The following is a 16918-nucleotide window of genomic DNA, read 5'->3' as shown; positions in this document are numbered from 1 at the left end:
GGAATTGTAAGGAAAGTTATCAGCAGGCGAATCTGGCATACAGCCGATGAGCGGTAAATGCCGTCTGTTGATATTCGGCCATTCACCACGGCCAACGGGCGTTCCAGACGCAACCTTGGCTTAAATGCCCTGCCCGCTGGAGCGGGGCGGGTGTCGCCTGTTACCATTCGCCGCTTGATCGTTCTTTGCTTTTCATTCTTTTCGAGACATGCCATGACCACCGTCCGCACTCGCATCGCGCCATCGCCTACCGGGGATCCCCACGTAGGTACCGCTTACATCGCACTGTTCAACTACTGCTTTGCCAAGCAGCACGGCGGTGAGTTCATCCTGCGGATCGAAGACACCGATCAGTTGCGTTCGACCCGCGAGTCCGAACAGCAGATCTTCGACGCCCTGCGCTGGCTGGGTATCGACTGGAGCGAAGGCCCGGATGTCGGCGGCCCGCACGGTCCTTACCGTCAGAGCGAGCGCGGCGATATCTACCAGAAGTACTGCCAGCAGCTGGTCGACATGGGCCACGCCTTCCCGTGCTTCTGCACCGCTGAAGAACTGGACGAGATGCGCGCCGAGCAAATGGCTCGCGGCGAAACCCCGCGCTATGACGGCCGTGCACTGTTGCTGTCCAAGGACGAAGTCGCCCGTCGCCTGGCTGCCGGCGAGCCGCACGTGATCCGCATGAAGGTGCCGAGCGAAGGCGTCTGCGTGGTGCCGGACATGCTGCGTGGTGACGTCGAGATTCCGTGGGATCGCATGGACATGCAAGTACTGATGAAGACCGACGGCCTGCCGACATACTTCCTGGCCAACGTGGTCGACGACCACCTGATGGGCATCACCCACGTGCTGCGTGGCGAAGAATGGCTGCCGTCGGCGCCAAAACTGATCCTGCTTTACGAGTACTTCGGCTGGGAACAACCGGAGCTGTGCTACATGCCACTGCTGCGTAACCCGGACAAGAGCAAGTTGTCCAAGCGCAAGAACCCGACGTCGGTGACGTTCTACGAGCGCATGGGTTTCATGCCGGAAGCGATGCTCAACTACCTCGGTCGCATGGGCTGGTCGATGCCGGACGAGCGCGAGAAGTTCTCGCTGCAGGAAATGGTCGACAACTTCGACCTCAAGCGTGTGTCGCTGGGCGGGCCGATTTTCGATATCGAGAAGCTGTCGTGGCTCAACGGCCAGTGGCTGCGTGATCTGCCGGTCGAAGAGTTCGCCGCTCGCGTACAGAAGTGGGCACTCAATTCCGACTACATGATGAAGATCGCGCCGCACGTTCAGGGCCGCGTCGAAACCTTCAGTCAGGTCGCACCGCTGGCCGGGTTCTTCTTCGCCGGCGGCGTCAATCCGGATGCCAAGCTGTTCGAATCGAAAAAGCTCTCGGGCGATCAGGTGCGTCAACTGATGCAATTGATCCTGTGGAAGCTGGAAAGCCTGCGTCAGTGGGAGAAGGACAGCATCACCGCGACGATTCAGGCGGTGGTCGAATCCCTCGAGCTGAAACTGCGTGATGCAATGCCGTTGATGTTTGCCGCGATCACAGGGCAGGCGAGCTCGGTGTCGGTGCTCGATGCAATGGAAATCCTCGGGCCGGACCTGACCCGTTTCCGTCTGCGCCAGGCGATTGACCTGCTGGGCGGCGTGTCGAAGAAAGAAAACAAAGAGTGGGAAAAGCTGTTGGGCGCCATCGCCTGATTGCGTTTGACTCTGCAGGACGCGCCGAAGGCCAGGATCTTTTGATCCTGTCCTTCGGTGTTTTCCCCCGAATTTACGGGGGGAGGGCGGTAAGTGATTGTAATGCCGACAAAAAATTTTGAATTTTTTCAAAAATAAGTTTGACAGCCTTTCGATACGCCCTTAAGATTCGCCCCGTCCTCAGCGATGACATCAACGATGAGGGGCTATAGCTCAGCTGGGAGAGCGCTTGCATGGCATGCAAGAGGTCGACGGTTCGATCCCGTCTAGCTCCACCAATTTACACTTCGAAGCCTGGCCACACCGGCTTCGAAGCGATCAACACTCAGCGTTGATCAGTTGTATAGAAGGGTTTGCGTCCCCTTCGTCTAGTGGCCTAGGACACCGCCCTTTCACGGCGGTAACAGGGGTTCGAGTCCCCTAGGGGACGCCAGTTTTACAGAAGCGATGTTGCAAGATGTCGCTCCGCCGAGAGGCGAAAAATCCGGGGCTATAGCTCAGCTGGGAGAGCGCCTGCATGGCATGCAGGAGGTCAGCGGTTCGATCCCGCTTAGCTCCACCAATTTACAGTTCAAGGTCTGGCCACACCGGCCTTGAATCGATCAGTACTCAGCGCTGATCAGTTGTATAGAAGGTTTGTGTCCCCTTCGTCTAGTGGCCTAGGACACCGCCCTTTCACGGCGGTAACAGGGGTTCGAGTCCCCTAGGGGACGCCACGATTACCCGCTCTGCGGGATTTTATAAGGGTCATTCAATTATTGAATGGCCCTTTTGTTTGTCTGGCGTTTGGCCAAATCCTCTTTTTCCTTAACACTGTGCTTCAGACCAGCGGTCACGCTTGTGACTTGCGGAATATTATTATGAGAATAATATTGCTATCGTAATATTCGGAGGCGACGATGAACGACAAAAAAGCTCAAACCCGCGAACGCATTCTCAAGGCCGCCAGTGCTGCACTGATCCAGCGCGGCCCGGCTGAACCGAGCGTGGGCGAAGTGATGGGTGCCGCCGGCCTGACCGTCGGTGGTTTCTACGCACACTTCGAAAGCAAGGACGCAATGATGCTTGAGGCGTTCAAGCAATTGCTGGGTCGCCGTCGCGACCTGATTGCCGACATGGACAGCGAGCTGACCGGTGAAGAGCGCCGCGCCCTGGTGGCTGCGTTCTATCTGTCGCGCAAGCATCGCGATTCCAGCGATTCGGCGTGCCCGATACCAGCTTCCATTGGCGAACTGGGTCGACTGCCGGAAGCGTTCCGGATCGCGTTGAACGAGCACCTGGAGTTGATGATTGCGCAATTGGCCTCAAGTCCCGAGGACACCGATAAAGCGCTGGCCGACGTGGCCTTGATGGTGGGTGGTCTGGCGCTCGCGAGGGCGTTAGGTCCTGGGGATTTATCTGATCGATTGCTGCGTGCCGCCAAGTCGGCGGTGCGTTGACCTGAAGGCTACAAGCCCGAGGAGAGAGCGATGAGCACGTTGAAGTGGGTTCGCGGCGTTAATGGCACCTTGGGCTGGTTTGCACCGAAACTGGTGGCAAGCAAAATGCGGCTGGCGTTCATGACGCCGCGCGCGAATACACCGCGGGACTGGGAGTTGCCGCTGCTGGCGAAATCCGAGCGCATTACCTTGCGCTTCGGCCTCTCTGCACTGCGCTGGGGGCAAGGACCGACTGTTTTGCTGATGCACGGATGGGAAGGGCGGCCTACCCAGTTTGCCTCGCTGATCACTGCTCTGGTCGAAGCAGGTTTTACCGTTGTTGCACTTGATGGCCCGGCTCATGGTCGTTCGCCAGGGCGTGAAGCCAATGTCGTGCTGTTCGCCCGAGCCATGCTTGAAGCGGCTGCCGAGTTGCCGCCGCTGCAAGCGGTCATCGGCCACTCCATGGGCGGTGCCAGCGCCATGTTGGCGGTGCAATTGGGCTTGCGCACTGAGACACTGGTCAGCATTGCGGCTCCGGCGCGAATTCTTGGGGTGTTGCGCGGATTTGCCCGGTATGTCGGCATGCCGCCCAGAGCGCGTTCCGCGTTCATTCGCCAGGTTGAGCAGGACGTCGGCATGCGCGCCGCCACCCTTGATGTCGCGCACTATCAACTGGATATGCCTGGGCTGATCGTGCATGCCGAGGACGACACCTTCGTTTCGGTCAAGGAATCCCAACTGATCCACGAATCCTGGTTCGACAGTCGCTTGTTGCGTCTGGAAGCCGGCGGTCATCAGCGCGTATTGGCCGACCCTAGGGTGGTTGATGGCGTGTTATCACTGCTGGCCGGACGCAGCCTTCAGGCGCGGCAATCGGCGTAGTCATCCGTTACACTGCCCCGGTTGAATAATCTGACCGGGAGTAGGGCATGGGCTGGGATCGGGCAACGCCGTTTACCATTGATCTGCAAGTGGGCGCCGAGGATATCGACGGGCTGGGCCACGCCAACAATGCGGTCTACGTGACCTGGCTCGAGCGCTGCGCCTGGCGCCACTCGCAGCGCCTGGGTCTGGATCTGGTCGAGTACCGGCGTCTGGATCGGGCGATGGCCGTTGTGCGCCACGAAATCGATTACCTGGCCGCCGCCTACGAAGGCGACGAGTTGCAATTGGCGACGTGGATCGTCGATTGGGATCAGCGCCTGAAAATGACCCGTCACTTCCAGCTGATTCGCCCCAGCGACAACGCCACGCTGCTGCGCGCCCAGACCACCTTCGTCTGTATCGAACTGTCCACCGGCAGGCCCAAACGCATGCCCGCCGAGTTCATCGAAGGCTATGGCTCGGCCATACAGATGGTGGACATGGGTTTAACCCGCGAAACCCAGTAAACTGCCGCACGTTTTTCCTTGAGTGTGTGTTTCCCATGCAAATTGCTCTGGCGCCGATGGAAGGGTTGGTCGACGACATCCTGCGCGATGTCCTGACCCGTGTCGGCGGTATTGACTGGTGCGTGACCGAGTTCATCCGGGTCAACGACCAGTTGCTGACCCCGGCCTATTTCCACAAGTTCGGCCCTGAACTGCTCAACGGTGCTCGCACCGCTTCCGGCGTGCCACTGCGCGTGCAGTTGCTGGGTTCCGACCCGGTGTGCCTGGCGGAAAACGCGGCGCTGGCCTGCGAGCTCGGTTCTGAAGTGATCGACCTGAACTTCGGCTGCCCGGCCAAGACCGTCAACAAGTCCCGTGGCGGTGCGGTGCTGCTCAAGGAGCCGGAGCTGCTCAACCAGATCGTCGAACACGTACGTCGCGCCGTTCCCGCACACATTCCGGTTACCGCCAAGATGCGCCTGGGTTTCGACAGCCCGGACGGCTCGCTGGTGTGCGCCACGGCGCTGGCCGAAGGCGGCGCCGAGCACATCGTGGTTCACGCCCGGACCAAGGTCGACGGCTACAAGCCGCCAGCACATTGGGAGTGGATTCCGCGCGTGCAGGACGTGGTCAAGGTGCCTGTGTTCGCCAACGGCGACATCTGGAGCGTCGAAGACTGGCGCCGCTGCCGGGAAATCAGCGGCGTGGAAGACATCATGCTCGGTCGCGGTCTGGTGTCGCGCCCGGATCTGGCCCGTCAGATCGCCGCCGCCCGTGCCGGCGAGGAAGTCGTCGAGATGACCTGGACCGAACTGATGCCGCTGATTCAGGACTTCTGGTTGCAAGCCAAGGCACAGATGACCGCGCGCCAATCACCGGGCCGTTTGAAGCAGTGGCTGGCCATGTTGACCCGCAATTATCCCGAAGCCACTGAACTGTTTACCGTGCTGCGCCGGGAGACCGAGCCGGACCAGGTCTCGCGTTTACTGGGTTTGCCGGTCGCTGAAGCCGCCTGAAAAAATCTTCAAACGATCTCTTGAAAACAAAACGCAGGTCCCTATCTAAGGGTTACGCGATGCCGAATTCGGGTCGCGGAGACAAAAAACCTTGCTGATTGTTTTCAGGAGATTTGAACCATGAGTACTGCATTTTCCCTCGCACCACTGTTCCGTTCCTCGGTGGGTTTCGACCGTTTCAACGACCTGTTCGAAACCGCCCTGCGCAACGAGCCAGGCAGCACCTATCCGCCTTACAACGTCGAAAAACACGGTGACGATCAATACCGCATCGTTGTGGCGGCGGCCGGTTTCCAGGAAGAAGACCTGGACCTGCAAGTCGAGAAAGGCGTGCTGACTATCAGTGGCGGCAAGCGTGATGCCAACGAAGGCGTCACTTTCCTGCACCAGGGCATCGCCCAACGTGCATTCAAGCTGTCCTTCCGCCTGGCCGATCACATCGAGATCAAGGCTGCCGACCTGCGTAACGGTCTGTTGAGCATTGATCTGCTGCGAGTGATCCCGGAAGAGGCGAAAGCCAAGCGCATCCCGATCAACGGGGCGGAGAAGCCGGTCCTGCAATAAGCCGACCGGGAAGAAGGGCGCCGAAAGGCGCCCTTTTTTGTGCCCGTCATTCCAGCAATCCTTTCAACCCCTCCAGCGGCAACGGCCGGCTGTGCAGATACCCCTGATACAAATGGCAGCCCAGCCCCTGCAGGAAGGCCAGTTGTTCCGAGGTTTCCACGCCTTCGGCGATCACTTCCAGTTCCAGGCTGCGGGCCATGGCGACGATGGCGCGGATGATTTCGGCGTCGTTGGGGTCGGTGGTGGCGTCGCGGATGAACGACTGATCGATCTTCAGGGTGTCCACCGGCAATCGTTTCAGATAGGTCAGCGATGAATAACCGGTGCCGAAATCGTCCATGGCAAAACTCACACCGAGTTTTTTCAGGCGACGCATCTTGCTGATGGTGTCTTCCAGATTCTGGATGACGATGCCTTCGGTGATTTCCAGTTTCAGCAACGAGCAGGGCAGGCCATGGCTGGTCATGCTGTGCTCGATGCGCTCGACGAAGTCGTTCTGCCGAAACTGTCGGGGGCTGATGTTCACGCAAAGAGTGAACGCCAGAGGATCGATCAGGCCTTCGGCGATCAATGCCTTGAAGGCGCAGCAGGCCTCATCAAGGATCCAGGTGCCAACCTCCAGAATGAGACCACTATCCTCCAGCACTTTGATGAACTCTGCGGGCGATTGGGCGCCCAGTTCCGGGTGATTCCAGCGCACCAGCGCTTCGGCACCGATGATGCGGTTGTCCTTGGCATCGATCTGCGGTTGGTAATGCATGGTGAATTCGTTGCGCGACAAGGCCAGGCGCAAATCGGTCTCCATGCGCTGGCGTTCGCTGGCCGCTTTCTGCATGGTGTTGTGGTACATCTGCGTGGTGTTGCGCCCTGAATCCTTGGCCCGGTACAGCGCGATGTCGGCGCGCTTGAGCAAATCGGTCGGCGTCGATCCGTGGTCGGGAATCAATGCCACGCCAATGCTCGGTGTCACTTGCAGGCGCTGGCCGTCGAGAAACATCGGTTCGGAAAGCAGTTCGCGGATGGTGTCGGCCAAATCTCGCACCTGTGCGCTGACTTCGTTGCGCGTACCTTCCAGGCCGCTGAGCAACACCACGAATTCATCGCCACCAAGTCGCGCAACCGTGTCTTCCATGCGCACGCTGGCTTCGAGCCGCGCAGTGATGATTTTCAGCACCGTGTCGCCGACCGGATGGCCGAGCGAGTCGTTGATGTGCTTGAAGTGATCCAGATCGAGAAACAGCAGCGCACCGCGCAGATTGTGGCGCTTGAGCAGGGCGATCTGCTGGCTCAGGCGATCCATCAACAGAGCGCGGTTGGGCAGATTGGTCAACGGATCGTGATAAGCCAGATGCCGGATCTGCGCTTCGGCGTTCTTCAGCAGGCTGACGTCGCGCGCAGTCAGCAGCAGGCAAGCGGTTTCGTTGAGGATGATCGGTTCGACCGAGACTTCCACCGTCAGTATCTCGCCGCGCTTGTTGCGCCCGAGCATTTCCTGATGATGTACGCGGCCCTTGATCTGAAGTTCGGCGAGCAATGCTGACCGCTGTTTTTCCTCGGCCCAGATGCCGACCTGGTACACGGTTTTGCCCACTACTTCGTCGGCACGATAGCCGGTCAGGCGGCAGAAACCGTCGTTGACCTCCAGATAGCGTCCGGTGTCGCGCTCGGTGATGGTGATTGCGTCGGGGCTGGAGTGGAACGCCTTGGCGAATTTTTCCTCGCTGGCCTTGAGTGCCGCTTCCGAGCGCTGTTGCTGAGTGATGTCGCGCAACGTCGTGACGATGCATGGCTGGTTGCCGACGCTGATCTGGCGGCTGGAGATCACGCAGGTCAGTGACTGGCCGTCTTTGTGCTGGACGATGATCGCGACATTGCTCAGGCCCTGTTCGCGGATCACCCGTTCGATCCGTTGCAGGCTTTTCGCCGAAGCATCCCACAGGCCGATTTCTTCGGCGGTGCGACCGATGATGTCGGCGGCGCTCCAGCCGAAGGTCTGGCTGAAACTGGAGTTGATCTCGATGAACTCTCCGGTTTCCTGGCGCGTGACGCAGATTGGGTCGGGACTGACCTGGAACAAGGTGGCGAATTTTTCTTCCGAAGCCACCAGGCGTTGCTCTCGCTCAACCTGATCGGTGATATCCAGCAACGTGCCGGCCATGCGCAGCGGCGCGCCGTTGTCATCACGGTAGAGGCGGGCGCGGCTTTCCAGATAGCGTGAGCTGCCGTCCGGCAGTTGCACACGATAGGTCAACTGATAATTGCCGGCGGGGCCTTCGCGCAGGCTGCGATAGGCATCGCGCATGGTGTCGCGTTCTTCCCCGGGCACGCCTTCGAAGAATTCCTCGAACGATTCATGGAACGGCTTTGGCTCCAGGCCATGTAATTGCGCAGCCCGTGCCGAGCCGTAGAGCATGCCGCTGGGAATGTGCCAGTCCCAGGTGCCGAGCTGGGCTGAATCCAGTGCCAGGTCGAGGCGTTCCTGACTGTCTTTCAAGGCATGTTCGGCGGCTTTGCGCTCGGTGGTGTCGAGAAAGGTGCTGAGCAGGTACGGCTGGCCTTCGAGTTCGACCTTTTGCGCACTGAGGATGCCATCGTGAATCTGGCCGTTGCTGGCGCGGAACTGCACTTCCATGCTGATCAGTTCGCCCTTGGCCTTGGTCTTCTTGACCAGCTCCGCCCGTTGCTCGGGATGCACCCACAGGCCCAGCTCCAGCGTGGTGCGGCCGATGGCGCTCTGCACCGGCCAGCCAAACAGGCTTTCGAAATACTGGTTGGCTTCAGTGATCAGGCCGTCTTCCTGGCGGGTCAGCAGCACCATGTTCGGGCATAGGTGAAACAGAGTGGCAAAGCGTTTCTCCGAACTGCTGAGGGCCTGTTCCCGCTGCCTTTGGTGGGTGATTTCGCGGATCACCCCGATCATTCGGGGCCGGCCATGTTTGTCCGGCAGCAGGCTGCCGTTGATTTCCAGCCAGTGCAGACTGCCGTCCGGCCAGCGGATGCGGTGGTGCATTGCCTGTTCCAGTGGTGCGCCGGCGATGACAGCGTGAAAGGCGCGCACGGTTTTTGCCCGGTCTTCCGGCGGCAGCAGGTCGAGGTATTCCAGGTCTTCGGGCAGCGGTTGCCTGGGGTCGAAACCGAAAAGTGCCTGTGTCCCGCGCGACCAGCTGATTTGCCCGCGCTCGATGTCCCAATACCAGGCGCCGAGCCGGGCGCCGTTGAGCGCGGCCAGCAGTTGCGGTGCACTTTCCCAGCTCTGCTCGGAATGCCGTGGATCAATGGCCTGAATACGCGGCATCGGCGGAATACGGTCAACAGATTTCGGCATTGTCGAAGAGCCTTGAGCTGATGTGGGCGTTTGGCACAGGAACGGCAGCTCTATAGGAGTAGCACAAGTTAGCCGAGAGTCCCTGGCAGATCGATTTGAGCGTCCAGCAGGGCCATAAATGCCCGTGCAGCGTTCGACAGCGTCCTTTCAGTGTGCAGGATATAGCCTAGCTGGCGACTGAGCTGTATGCCCGGTAAAGGTATGCGTGCCACCTGGTCATCGAGCATCGTGCGCGGCAAAACGCTCCACGCCAGGCCAATCGAGACCATCATTTTGATGGTTTCCAGATAGTTGGTGCTCATGGCGATGTTCGGTGTCAGGCCTTGGGCCTCGAACAGGCGTTGGACAATATGATGGGTAAAGGTGTTGCCGCCGGGGAAAACCGCCGGATGGCCGGCAATGTCCGCCAGCGTGACAGCGCCGTTACTGATCAATGAATGTTCCGGAGCGACCACGAAATCCAGCGGGTCGTCCCATACCGGCGTGGCTTTGACCAGCGTATGCGGCTCCGGCGCGAGCGTGATGACCGCCAGCTCCGCCCGGCCATGGAGAATTTCCTCGTAGGCCACTTCCGAATCGAGGAACTGAATATCCAGCGCAACCTGTGGGTAGCGGCGTGTGTATTCCCTCAATAATGGCGGCAAGCGGTGCAGGCCGATGTGGTGGCTGGTGGCCAGGGTCAGACGACCGGTGACTTCGCCGGTCAGGTTGGTCAGGGCGCGGCGCGTGTCGTCCAGCACATTGAGAATCTGATAAGCCCGTGGCAACAGGGCCCGGCCGGCCTCGGTCAGGCCTACTTCACGACCGAGCCGGTCGAACAGCCGCACATTCAATTGCTGCTCCAGCCCGGCGATACGTTTGCTGATCGCCGGTTGTGTCAAATGCAGCCGTTCACCGGCGCCGGAGAAGCTTCCGGTCTCGGCAATCGCGATAAAAGCATTGAGGTTGGCCAGGTCCATGTTCGTATTCCAGTTGGTTATCCAAAGCATAAAAAATATGAATTTGAGTTATTTAATCTAACCCCATAGGATCGGCCTCACAAGCCAAAGGGTTATTGATAAGCCCAGGGCATAGAAACAAGCTGATGAGGAAACGTCTGATGGCCGGCAAAACGCTCTACGACAAGCTCTGGGATTCGCATTTGGTCAAGCAGCGCGACGATGGTTCGGCGCTGATCTATATCGATCGTCACATCATCCACGAAGTGACCTCGCCGCAAGCCTTCGAAGGCCTGCGTCTGGCCGGGCGCAAGCCATGGCGCATCGATGCCAACATCGCCACCCCGGACCACAACGTACCGACCACCCCGGAGCGCAAGGGCGGTATCGAAGCCATTGCCGACCAGGTCTCGCGTTTGCAGGTTCAGACCCTCGACGACAACTGCGATGAATACGGCATCGTCGAATTCAAAATGAACGACGTCCGCCAGGGCATCGTTCACGTGATCAGCCCGGAGCAGGGCGCGACCTTGCCGGGCATGACCGTGGTCTGCGGCGACTCGCACACCTCGACCCACGGCGCGTTCGGCGCATTGGCGCACGGTATCGGCACTTCCGAGGTGGAGCACGTGCTCGCCACTCAGTGCCTGGTCGCCAAGAAGATGAAGAACATGCTGGTGCGCGTCGAAGGCCAATTGCCGTTCGGCGTGACGGCCAAGGACATCGTCCTCGCGGTAATCGGCAAGATCGGCACCGCCGGCGGTAATGGCCACGCCATCGAGTTCGCCGGCAGCGCGATCCGCGATCTGTCGATCGAAGGCCGCATGACCATCTGCAACATGTCCATCGAAGCCGGTGCCCGCGTGGGTCTGGTGGCGGCGGACCAGAAAACTGTGGATTACGTCAACGGTCGTCCATTCGCTCCGAAAGGCGCCGAGTGGGATCTGGCGGTCGAGTCCTGGAAAGACTTGGTGTCCGACGCCGACGCGCATTTCGACACCGTGGTCGAGCTCGACGCCGCGCAGATCAAGCCGCAGGTCAGCTGGGGCACCTCGCCGGAAATGGTCTTGGCCGTTGATCAGAACGTGCCGGATCCGGCCAAAGAGATGGATCTGGTCAAACGCGACTCGATCGTCCGTGCCTTGAAATACATGGGTTTGACCGCCAATCAGGCGATCACCGACATTCAGCTCGACCGCGTGTTCATCGGTTCCTGCACCAACTCGCGGATCGAAGATTTGCGCGCTGCGGCGGTGATCGCCAAGGGCCGCAAGGTTGCGTCGACCATCAAGCAGGCCATCGTGGTGCCGGGCTCGGGTCTGGTGAAAGCGCAGGCCGAGGCCGAAGGTCTGGACAAGATCTTCCTCGAGGCCGGTTTCGAATGGCGCGAGCCGGGTTGCTCGATGTGCCTGGCGATGAACCCGGACCGTTTGGAGTCCGGCGAGCATTGCGCCTCGACGTCCAACCGTAACTTCGAAGGCCGTCAGGGCGCCGGTGGCCGTACCCACCTCGTCAGCCCAGCCATGGCCGCTGCGGCGGCGGTGAACGGTCGTTTCATCGACGTTCGTGAATTGATCTGAAAGGAGCGCAGCATGAAAGCTTTTACCCAGCACACTGGTCTTGTCGCGCCTCTGGATCGTGCCAACGTCGACACCGACCAGATCATCCCGAAGCAGTTTCTGAAGTCGATCAAGCGTACCGGTTTCGGCCCGAACCTGTTCGACGAGTGGCGTTACCTCGATGTGGGTCAGCCGTATCAGGACAACTCCAAGCGTCCGCTGAACAAGGAATTCGTGCTCAACGCCGAGCGTTATCAGGGCGCCAGCGTGTTGCTGGCCCGCGAGAACTTCGGCTGCGGCTCCAGCCGTGAGCACGCGCCGTGGGCGCTGGAAGAATACGGTTTCCGCAGCATCATCGCGCCGAGCTACGCCGACATCTTCTTCAACAACAGCTTCAAGAACGGCTTGCTGCCGATCATCTTGAGCGATGCGGAAGTCGACGAGTTGTTCAAGCAGGTCGAGGCCGCGCCGGGCTATCAGTTGCAGATCGATCTGCACGAGCAGACCGTGACCAGCCCGAACGGCAAGGTCTATCGCTTCGAGATCGATGCGTTCCGCAAACACTGCCTGCTCAACGGCCTGGACGACATCGGCCTGACCTTGCAGGACGGCGATGCGATTGCGGCGTTTGAAGCCAAACATCGTGCGAGCCAGCCGTGGTTGTTCCGCGACGCGTGAGATTGATGTAGTCAGGGCTGGCCCTTTCGCGAGCAAGCTCGCTCCCACAGGGGAATGCATTTCAAATGTGGGAGCGATCCTGCTCGCGAAGGCGGCAGCCCAAACAACACAGCTATCAGGATGTGACCATGACCAGCACCGCCCACAGTCAGGTTGTACAAAAGCAATTCGGTGAACAGGCCGCTGCCTACCTGAGCAGCGCCGTTCACGCTCAAGGCACTGAATTTGCGCTGCTGCAGGCTGAACTGGCAGGGCAGGGCGAGGCTCGGGTGCTGGACCTGGGGTGCGGCGCCGGGCACGTGAGTTTTCACGTCGCCCCGTTGGTGAAAGAAGTGGTGGCGTACGACCTGTCGCAGCAGATGCTCGACGTGGTCGCCGCCGCTGCCGTTGATCGCGGTTTGAGCAACGTGTCCACGGTCAACGGCGCCGCCGAGCGTCTGCCGTTCGCCGATGGCGAGTTCGACTTCGTGTTCAGCCGTTATTCGGCGCACCATTGGAGCGATCTCGGCGTGGCCCTGCGTGAAGTGCGTCGGGTGCTGAAACCGGGCGGCGTGGCGGCATTCATCGATGTGCTGTCGCCGGGCAGCCCGCTGTTCGACACCTATTTGCAGAGCGTCGAAGTGCTGCGCGACACCAGCCATGTGCGCGATTATTCTGCCGGTGAGTGGCTGCGCCAGGTCAGCGAGGCTGGTCTGCACACTCGCAGCACCACGCGCCAGCGCCTGCGTCTGGAGTACAACAGCTGGGTCGAGCGCATGCGCACACCCGAAGTGATGCGCGCCGCGATCCGCCAGTTGCAGCAATCGATGGGCAACGAAGTGCGCGAATATTTTGAGATTGAGGCCGATGGTTCGTTCAGTACAGATGTATTGGTGCTCTGGGCTGAAAAGTAATCTTGGAACGATAAGTATTTTTCCGGGCGCGCCAGTCGATGGCGCACCGACTGAAGACACGAGGAAAGCATGAGCAAGCAGATTCTGATTCTCCCAGGCGACGGTATTGGTCCGGAAATCATGGCCGAGGCGGTCAAGGTGCTGGAACTGGCCAACGACAAATACAGCCTGGGCTTCGAGCTGAGCCATGACGTGATCGGTGGCGCCGCCATCGACAAGCACGGCGTGCCGCTGGCCGACGAAACCCTCGACCGTGCCCGCGCTGCCGATGCCGTGCTGCTGGGCGCCGTGGGCGGCCCGAAATGGGACACCATCGAGCGTGACATCCGCCCTGAGCGCGGTCTGCTGAAGATCCGTGCGCAACTGGGTCTGTTCGGCAACCTGCGTCCGGCGATCCTGTACCCGCAACTGGCCGATGCTTCGAGCCTGAAGCCGGAGATCGTTGCCGGCCTGGACATCCTGATCGTCCGTGAGCTGACCGGCGGCATCTACTTCGGCGCGCCGCGCGGCACCCGTACTCTGGAAAACGGCGAGCGCCAGTCCTACGACACGCTGCCGTACAGCGAAAGCGAAATTCGTCGAATCGCCCGCGTCGGTTTCGACATGGCCATGGTCCGTGGCAAAAAGCTGTGCTCGGTGGACAAGGCCAACGTGCTGGCGTCCAGCCAACTGTGGCGTGAAGTGGTCGAGCAGGTGGCCAAGGATTACCCTGAGGTCGAACTGAGCCACATGTACGTCGACAACGCCGCCATGCAACTGGTGCGCGCACCGAAGCAGTTCGACGTGATCGTCACCGACAACATGTTCGGCGACATCCTGTCCGACGAAGCGTCGATGCTCACCGGTTCTATCGGCATGCTGCCGTCGGCCTCGCTGGACGCCAACAACAAGGGCATGTACGAGCCTTGCCACGGTTCGGCGCCGGACATTGCGGGCAAAGGCATCGCCAACCCGCTGGCAACCATTCTGTCGGTGTCGATGATGCTGCGTTACAGCTTCAATCTGCACGAAGCGGCCGATGCCATCGAGAAAGCAGTCAGCGTGGTGCTGGATCAAGGTCTGCGCACCGGCGACATCTTTTCGACCGGTTGCACTAAAGTCGGTACGCAGGAAATGGGTGACGCAGTAGTCGCCGCGCTGCGGAATCTGTAATCTCTCGGGCCCGCTGCGAAATTCAATACAAAGCAGCGGCCCACTTTTCAAGAAGGTGTAGTTGCGATGAAACGTGTAGGTCTGATCGGTTGGCGCGGCATGGTCGGTTCCGTGCTCATGCAGCGGATGCTGGAAGAGCAGGATTTCGATCTTATCGAGCCGGTGTTTTTCACCACTTCCAATGTCGGTGGCCAAGGCCCGTCCGTGGGCAAGGACATTGCTCCGCTCAAGGACGCTTACAGCATTGAAGAGCTGAAGACCCTCGACGTGATCCTGACCTGCCAGGGCGGCGACTACACCAGCGAAGTGTTCCCGAAACTGCGCGAAGCCGGCTGGCAGGGTTACTGGATCGACGCGGCCTCGAGCCTGCGGATGAACGACGACGCCGTCATCATCCTCGACCCGGTCAACCGCAAGGTCATCGACCAGCAGCTCGACGCGGGCACCAAGAACTACATCGGCGGCAACTGCACCGTCAGCCTGATGCTGATGGGCCTGGGCGGTCTGTTCGAGGCCGGTCTGGTCGAGTGGATGAGCGCCATGACCTATCAGGCGGCCTCCGGTGCCGGCGCGCAGAACATGCGTGAACTGATCAAGCAGATGGGCGCGACCCACGCCGCTGTCGCCGATCAACTGGCTGATCCTGCCAGCGCGATCCTCGACATCGACCGTCGTGTGGCCGAAGCCATGCGCAGCGACGCGTACCCGACCGAAAACTTCGGCGTACCGCTGGCTGGCAGCCTGATCCCGTGGATCGACAAGGAACTGCCGAACGGCCAGAGCCGCGAAGAGTGGAAGGCCCAGGCCGAGACCAACAAGATCCTTGGTCGCTTCAAGAGCCCGATCCCGGTCGATGGTATCTGCGTGCGCATCGGCGCCATGCGTTGCCACAGCCAGGCGCTGACCATCAAGCTGAACAAGGACGTGCCGATCGCCGACATCGAAGGGCTGATCAGCCAGCACAACCCTTGGGTCAAACTGGTGCCGAACCAGCGCGAAATCAGCATGCAGGAGCTGAGCCCGACGAAAGTCACCGGCACCCTGAACGTACCGGTCGGCCGTCTGCGCAAGCTGAACATGGGTTCGCAGTTCGTCGGTGCCTTCACCGTCGGCGACCAACTGCTGTGGGGCGCGGCCGAACCGCTGCGTCGCATGCTGCGGATCCTGCTTGAGCGTTGATCGCTTGATGCAATGAAAGAACCCGTGCCTTGCAAGAGGCGCGGGTTTTTTTTGCCTGTGTGGCGGCCACCCGGTAAAGTGCCGCTCCCCCCGTTTCGCCAGAGGTAGCACCATGACCCAGACCCTTGATATTGCCGTGATCGGCGCCACCGGTACTGTCGGCGAAACCCTTGTGCAGATTCTCGAAGAGCGTGACTTCCCGGTGGGCAGTCTGCATCTGCTGGCCAGCAGTGAATCTGCCGGAAGTTCGGTCTCGTATCGCGGTAAGAACGTGCGGGTGCGGGAGGTCGACGAGTTCGATTTCGCCAAGGTCAAACTTGTTTTCTTTACGGCGGGGCCTGCTGTCACGTTGAGTTACGCGGCTCGCGCCCATGCAGCCGGTTGTTCGCTGATCGATTTGTCCGGTGCCTTGCCCGCCGACCAGGCTCCACAAGTGGTACCGGAAGCCAATGTCGAGGTGTTGGCCGGTCTGAAAGCGCCGTTTCAGGTCAGCAGCCCGAGCCCGTCGGCCACTGCGCTGGCCGTGGTGCTGGCGCCATTGCGCGAGCTGATCGAGCTGCAATACGTGCATGTCACCGCCAGTCTGGCCATTTCTGCTCAGGGGCGCGAAGCAGTCTCCGAGTTGGCGCGCCAGACCGCTGAACTGTTGAATCTGCGCCCGCTCGAGCCGAAGTTCTTCGATCGGCAGGTGGCATTCAACGTGCTGGCCCAGGTCGGGACCCCGGATGCGCAAGGTCATACACTGCTGGAAAAGCGTCTGGTGCGCGAGTTGCGTCAGGTGCTGGCCAAGCCTTCATTAAAGATTTCCGCAACTTGCATTCAAGCCCCGGTGTTTTTTGGCGATAGCTTTAGCGTGACCTTGCAGTCAGCGAACGCGGTCGACCTGGAAAAGGTCAACGCTGCGCTTGAAGACGCCGAGGGCATCGAGCTGGTCGAAGCCGGCGATTATCCGACCGCCGTCGGTGACGCGGTGGGGCAGGACGTGGTCTATGTCGGGCGGGTGCGTGCCGGTGTCGACGAACCGTCGGAACTTAATCTGTGGCTGACGTCAGATAACGTACGCAAAGGTGCGGCACTCAACGCGGTGCAAGTGGCCGAGTTGTTGATAAAAGACCTGCTGTAAAAGAT

At 60.3% G+C, this 16918-nt stretch carries 14 protein-coding genes and 4 tRNA genes; 16 read left to right on the top strand and 2 right to left on the bottom strand.

What is annotated here, in order from left to right; translation table 11 throughout:
• The first annotated feature begins 213 nt into the window (after nucleotides 1-213).
• The 10 genes from gltX to N8H71_RS14640 all read left to right on the top strand — a co-directional run bounded on the left by gltX (nucleotide 214) and on the right by N8H71_RS14640 (nucleotide 6066).
• The gene (gltX, locus tag N8H71_RS14685) at nucleotides 214-1695 is read left to right on the top strand and encodes a glutamate--tRNA ligase (RefSeq protein ID WP_262194531.1); all 1482 of its coding nucleotides are present in this window, start codon (nucleotides 214-216) and stop codon (nucleotides 1693-1695) included.
• Nucleotides 1696-1897: 202 nt separating this feature from the next.
• A tRNA-Ala gene (locus N8H71_RS14680) sits at nucleotides 1898-1973 on the top strand.
• Nucleotides 1974-2052: 79 nt separating this feature from the next.
• Nucleotides 2053-2128 (top strand) — tRNA-Glu (locus N8H71_RS14675).
• A gap of 53 nt (nucleotides 2129-2181) precedes the next feature.
• Nucleotides 2182-2257 (top strand) — tRNA-Ala (locus N8H71_RS14670).
• 78 nt (nucleotides 2258-2335) lie between these two features.
• Nucleotides 2336-2411: transfer RNA gene (locus tag N8H71_RS14665), tRNA-Glu, on the top strand.
• Nucleotides 2412-2594: 183 nt separating this feature from the next.
• Nucleotides 2595-3134, top strand: coding sequence for a TetR/AcrR family transcriptional regulator (locus tag N8H71_RS14660; RefSeq protein WP_169429640.1), 540 nt, complete (start codon nucleotides 2595-2597; stop codon nucleotides 3132-3134).
• A 30-nt stretch (nucleotides 3135-3164) separates the two neighbouring features.
• Entirely contained in the window at nucleotides 3165-3998 is an 834-nt protein-coding gene (locus tag N8H71_RS14655; RefSeq protein WP_262194530.1) for an alpha/beta fold hydrolase, read from the top strand.
• Between the two features lie 47 nt (nucleotides 3999-4045).
• A complete protein-coding gene (locus tag N8H71_RS14650; protein WP_262194529.1) occupies nucleotides 4046-4507 on the top strand; it encodes an acyl-CoA thioesterase in 462 nt (153 codons plus the stop codon).
• Nucleotides 4508-4542: 35 nt separating this feature from the next.
• Complete coding sequence (locus N8H71_RS14645; RefSeq protein ID WP_262194528.1) at nucleotides 4543-5502, top strand: tRNA dihydrouridine synthase; 960 nt, start codon at nucleotides 4543-4545, stop codon at nucleotides 5500-5502.
• A 120-nt stretch (nucleotides 5503-5622) separates the two neighbouring features.
• Nucleotides 5623-6066 carry an Hsp20 family protein gene (locus N8H71_RS14640; protein ID WP_262194527.1) on the top strand — a complete coding sequence of 148 codons (444 nt, stop codon included), beginning with the start codon at nucleotides 5623-5625 and terminating at the stop codon, nucleotides 6064-6066.
• Between the two features lie 46 nt (nucleotides 6067-6112).
• Here N8H71_RS14640 and N8H71_RS14635 read toward each other — a convergent pair whose 3' ends face one another.
• Together N8H71_RS14635 and N8H71_RS14630 are read right to left on the bottom strand one after the other, a co-directional pair.
• Nucleotides 6113-9391 carry a bifunctional diguanylate cyclase/phosphodiesterase gene (locus N8H71_RS14635; RefSeq protein ID WP_262194526.1) on the bottom strand — a complete coding sequence of 1093 codons (3279 nt, stop codon included), beginning with the start codon at nucleotides 9389-9391 and terminating at the stop codon, nucleotides 6113-6115.
• Between the two features lie 68 nt (nucleotides 9392-9459).
• Nucleotides 9460-10350 carry a LysR family transcriptional regulator gene (locus tag N8H71_RS14630; RefSeq protein WP_085689295.1) on the bottom strand — a complete coding sequence of 297 codons (891 nt, stop codon included), beginning with the start codon at nucleotides 10348-10350 and terminating at the stop codon, nucleotides 9460-9462.
• A gap of 140 nt (nucleotides 10351-10490) precedes the next feature.
• On the opposite strand from N8H71_RS14630, the gene leuC reads away from it, so the two are divergent.
• The 6 genes from leuC (at nucleotide 10491) to N8H71_RS14600 (ending at nucleotide 16913) form a co-directional block, all read left to right on the top strand.
• On the top strand, nucleotides 10491-11909 hold the full coding sequence (gene leuC / locus N8H71_RS14625) for a 3-isopropylmalate dehydratase large subunit (protein WP_007956445.1): 1419 nt from the start codon (nucleotides 10491-10493) through the stop codon (nucleotides 11907-11909).
• Between the two features lie 12 nt (nucleotides 11910-11921).
• Nucleotides 11922-12566, top strand: coding sequence for a 3-isopropylmalate dehydratase small subunit (gene leuD, locus N8H71_RS14620; protein WP_007956446.1), 645 nt, complete (start codon nucleotides 11922-11924; stop codon nucleotides 12564-12566).
• A 128-nt stretch (nucleotides 12567-12694) separates the two neighbouring features.
• Nucleotides 12695-13459, top strand: a complete 765-nt coding sequence (locus N8H71_RS14615) for a class I SAM-dependent methyltransferase (protein ID WP_007956447.1) — start codon at nucleotides 12695-12697, stop codon at nucleotides 13457-13459.
• A 69-nt stretch (nucleotides 13460-13528) separates the two neighbouring features.
• Entirely contained in the window at nucleotides 13529-14611 is a 1083-nt protein-coding gene (leuB, locus tag N8H71_RS14610; RefSeq protein ID WP_085732478.1) for a 3-isopropylmalate dehydrogenase, read from the top strand.
• Between the two features lie 66 nt (nucleotides 14612-14677).
• Nucleotides 14678-15790, top strand: coding sequence for an aspartate-semialdehyde dehydrogenase (asd, locus tag N8H71_RS14605; RefSeq protein WP_007956451.1), 1113 nt, complete (start codon nucleotides 14678-14680; stop codon nucleotides 15788-15790).
• A 112-nt stretch (nucleotides 15791-15902) separates the two neighbouring features.
• Entirely contained in the window at nucleotides 15903-16913 is a 1011-nt protein-coding gene (locus tag N8H71_RS14600) for an aspartate-semialdehyde dehydrogenase (RefSeq protein WP_262194525.1), read from the top strand.
• The last annotated feature ends 5 nt before the right edge of the window (nucleotides 16914-16918 follow it).

Origin of the sequence: Pseudomonas koreensis, assembly GCF_025447595.1 — a bacterium.
Lineage (GTDB): Bacteria > Pseudomonadota > Gammaproteobacteria > Pseudomonadales > Pseudomonadaceae > Aquipseudomonas > Aquipseudomonas koreensis_H.
Note: the sequence above shows the minus strand (reverse complement) of the source record. Positions and strands in the feature narration are given on the sequence as shown.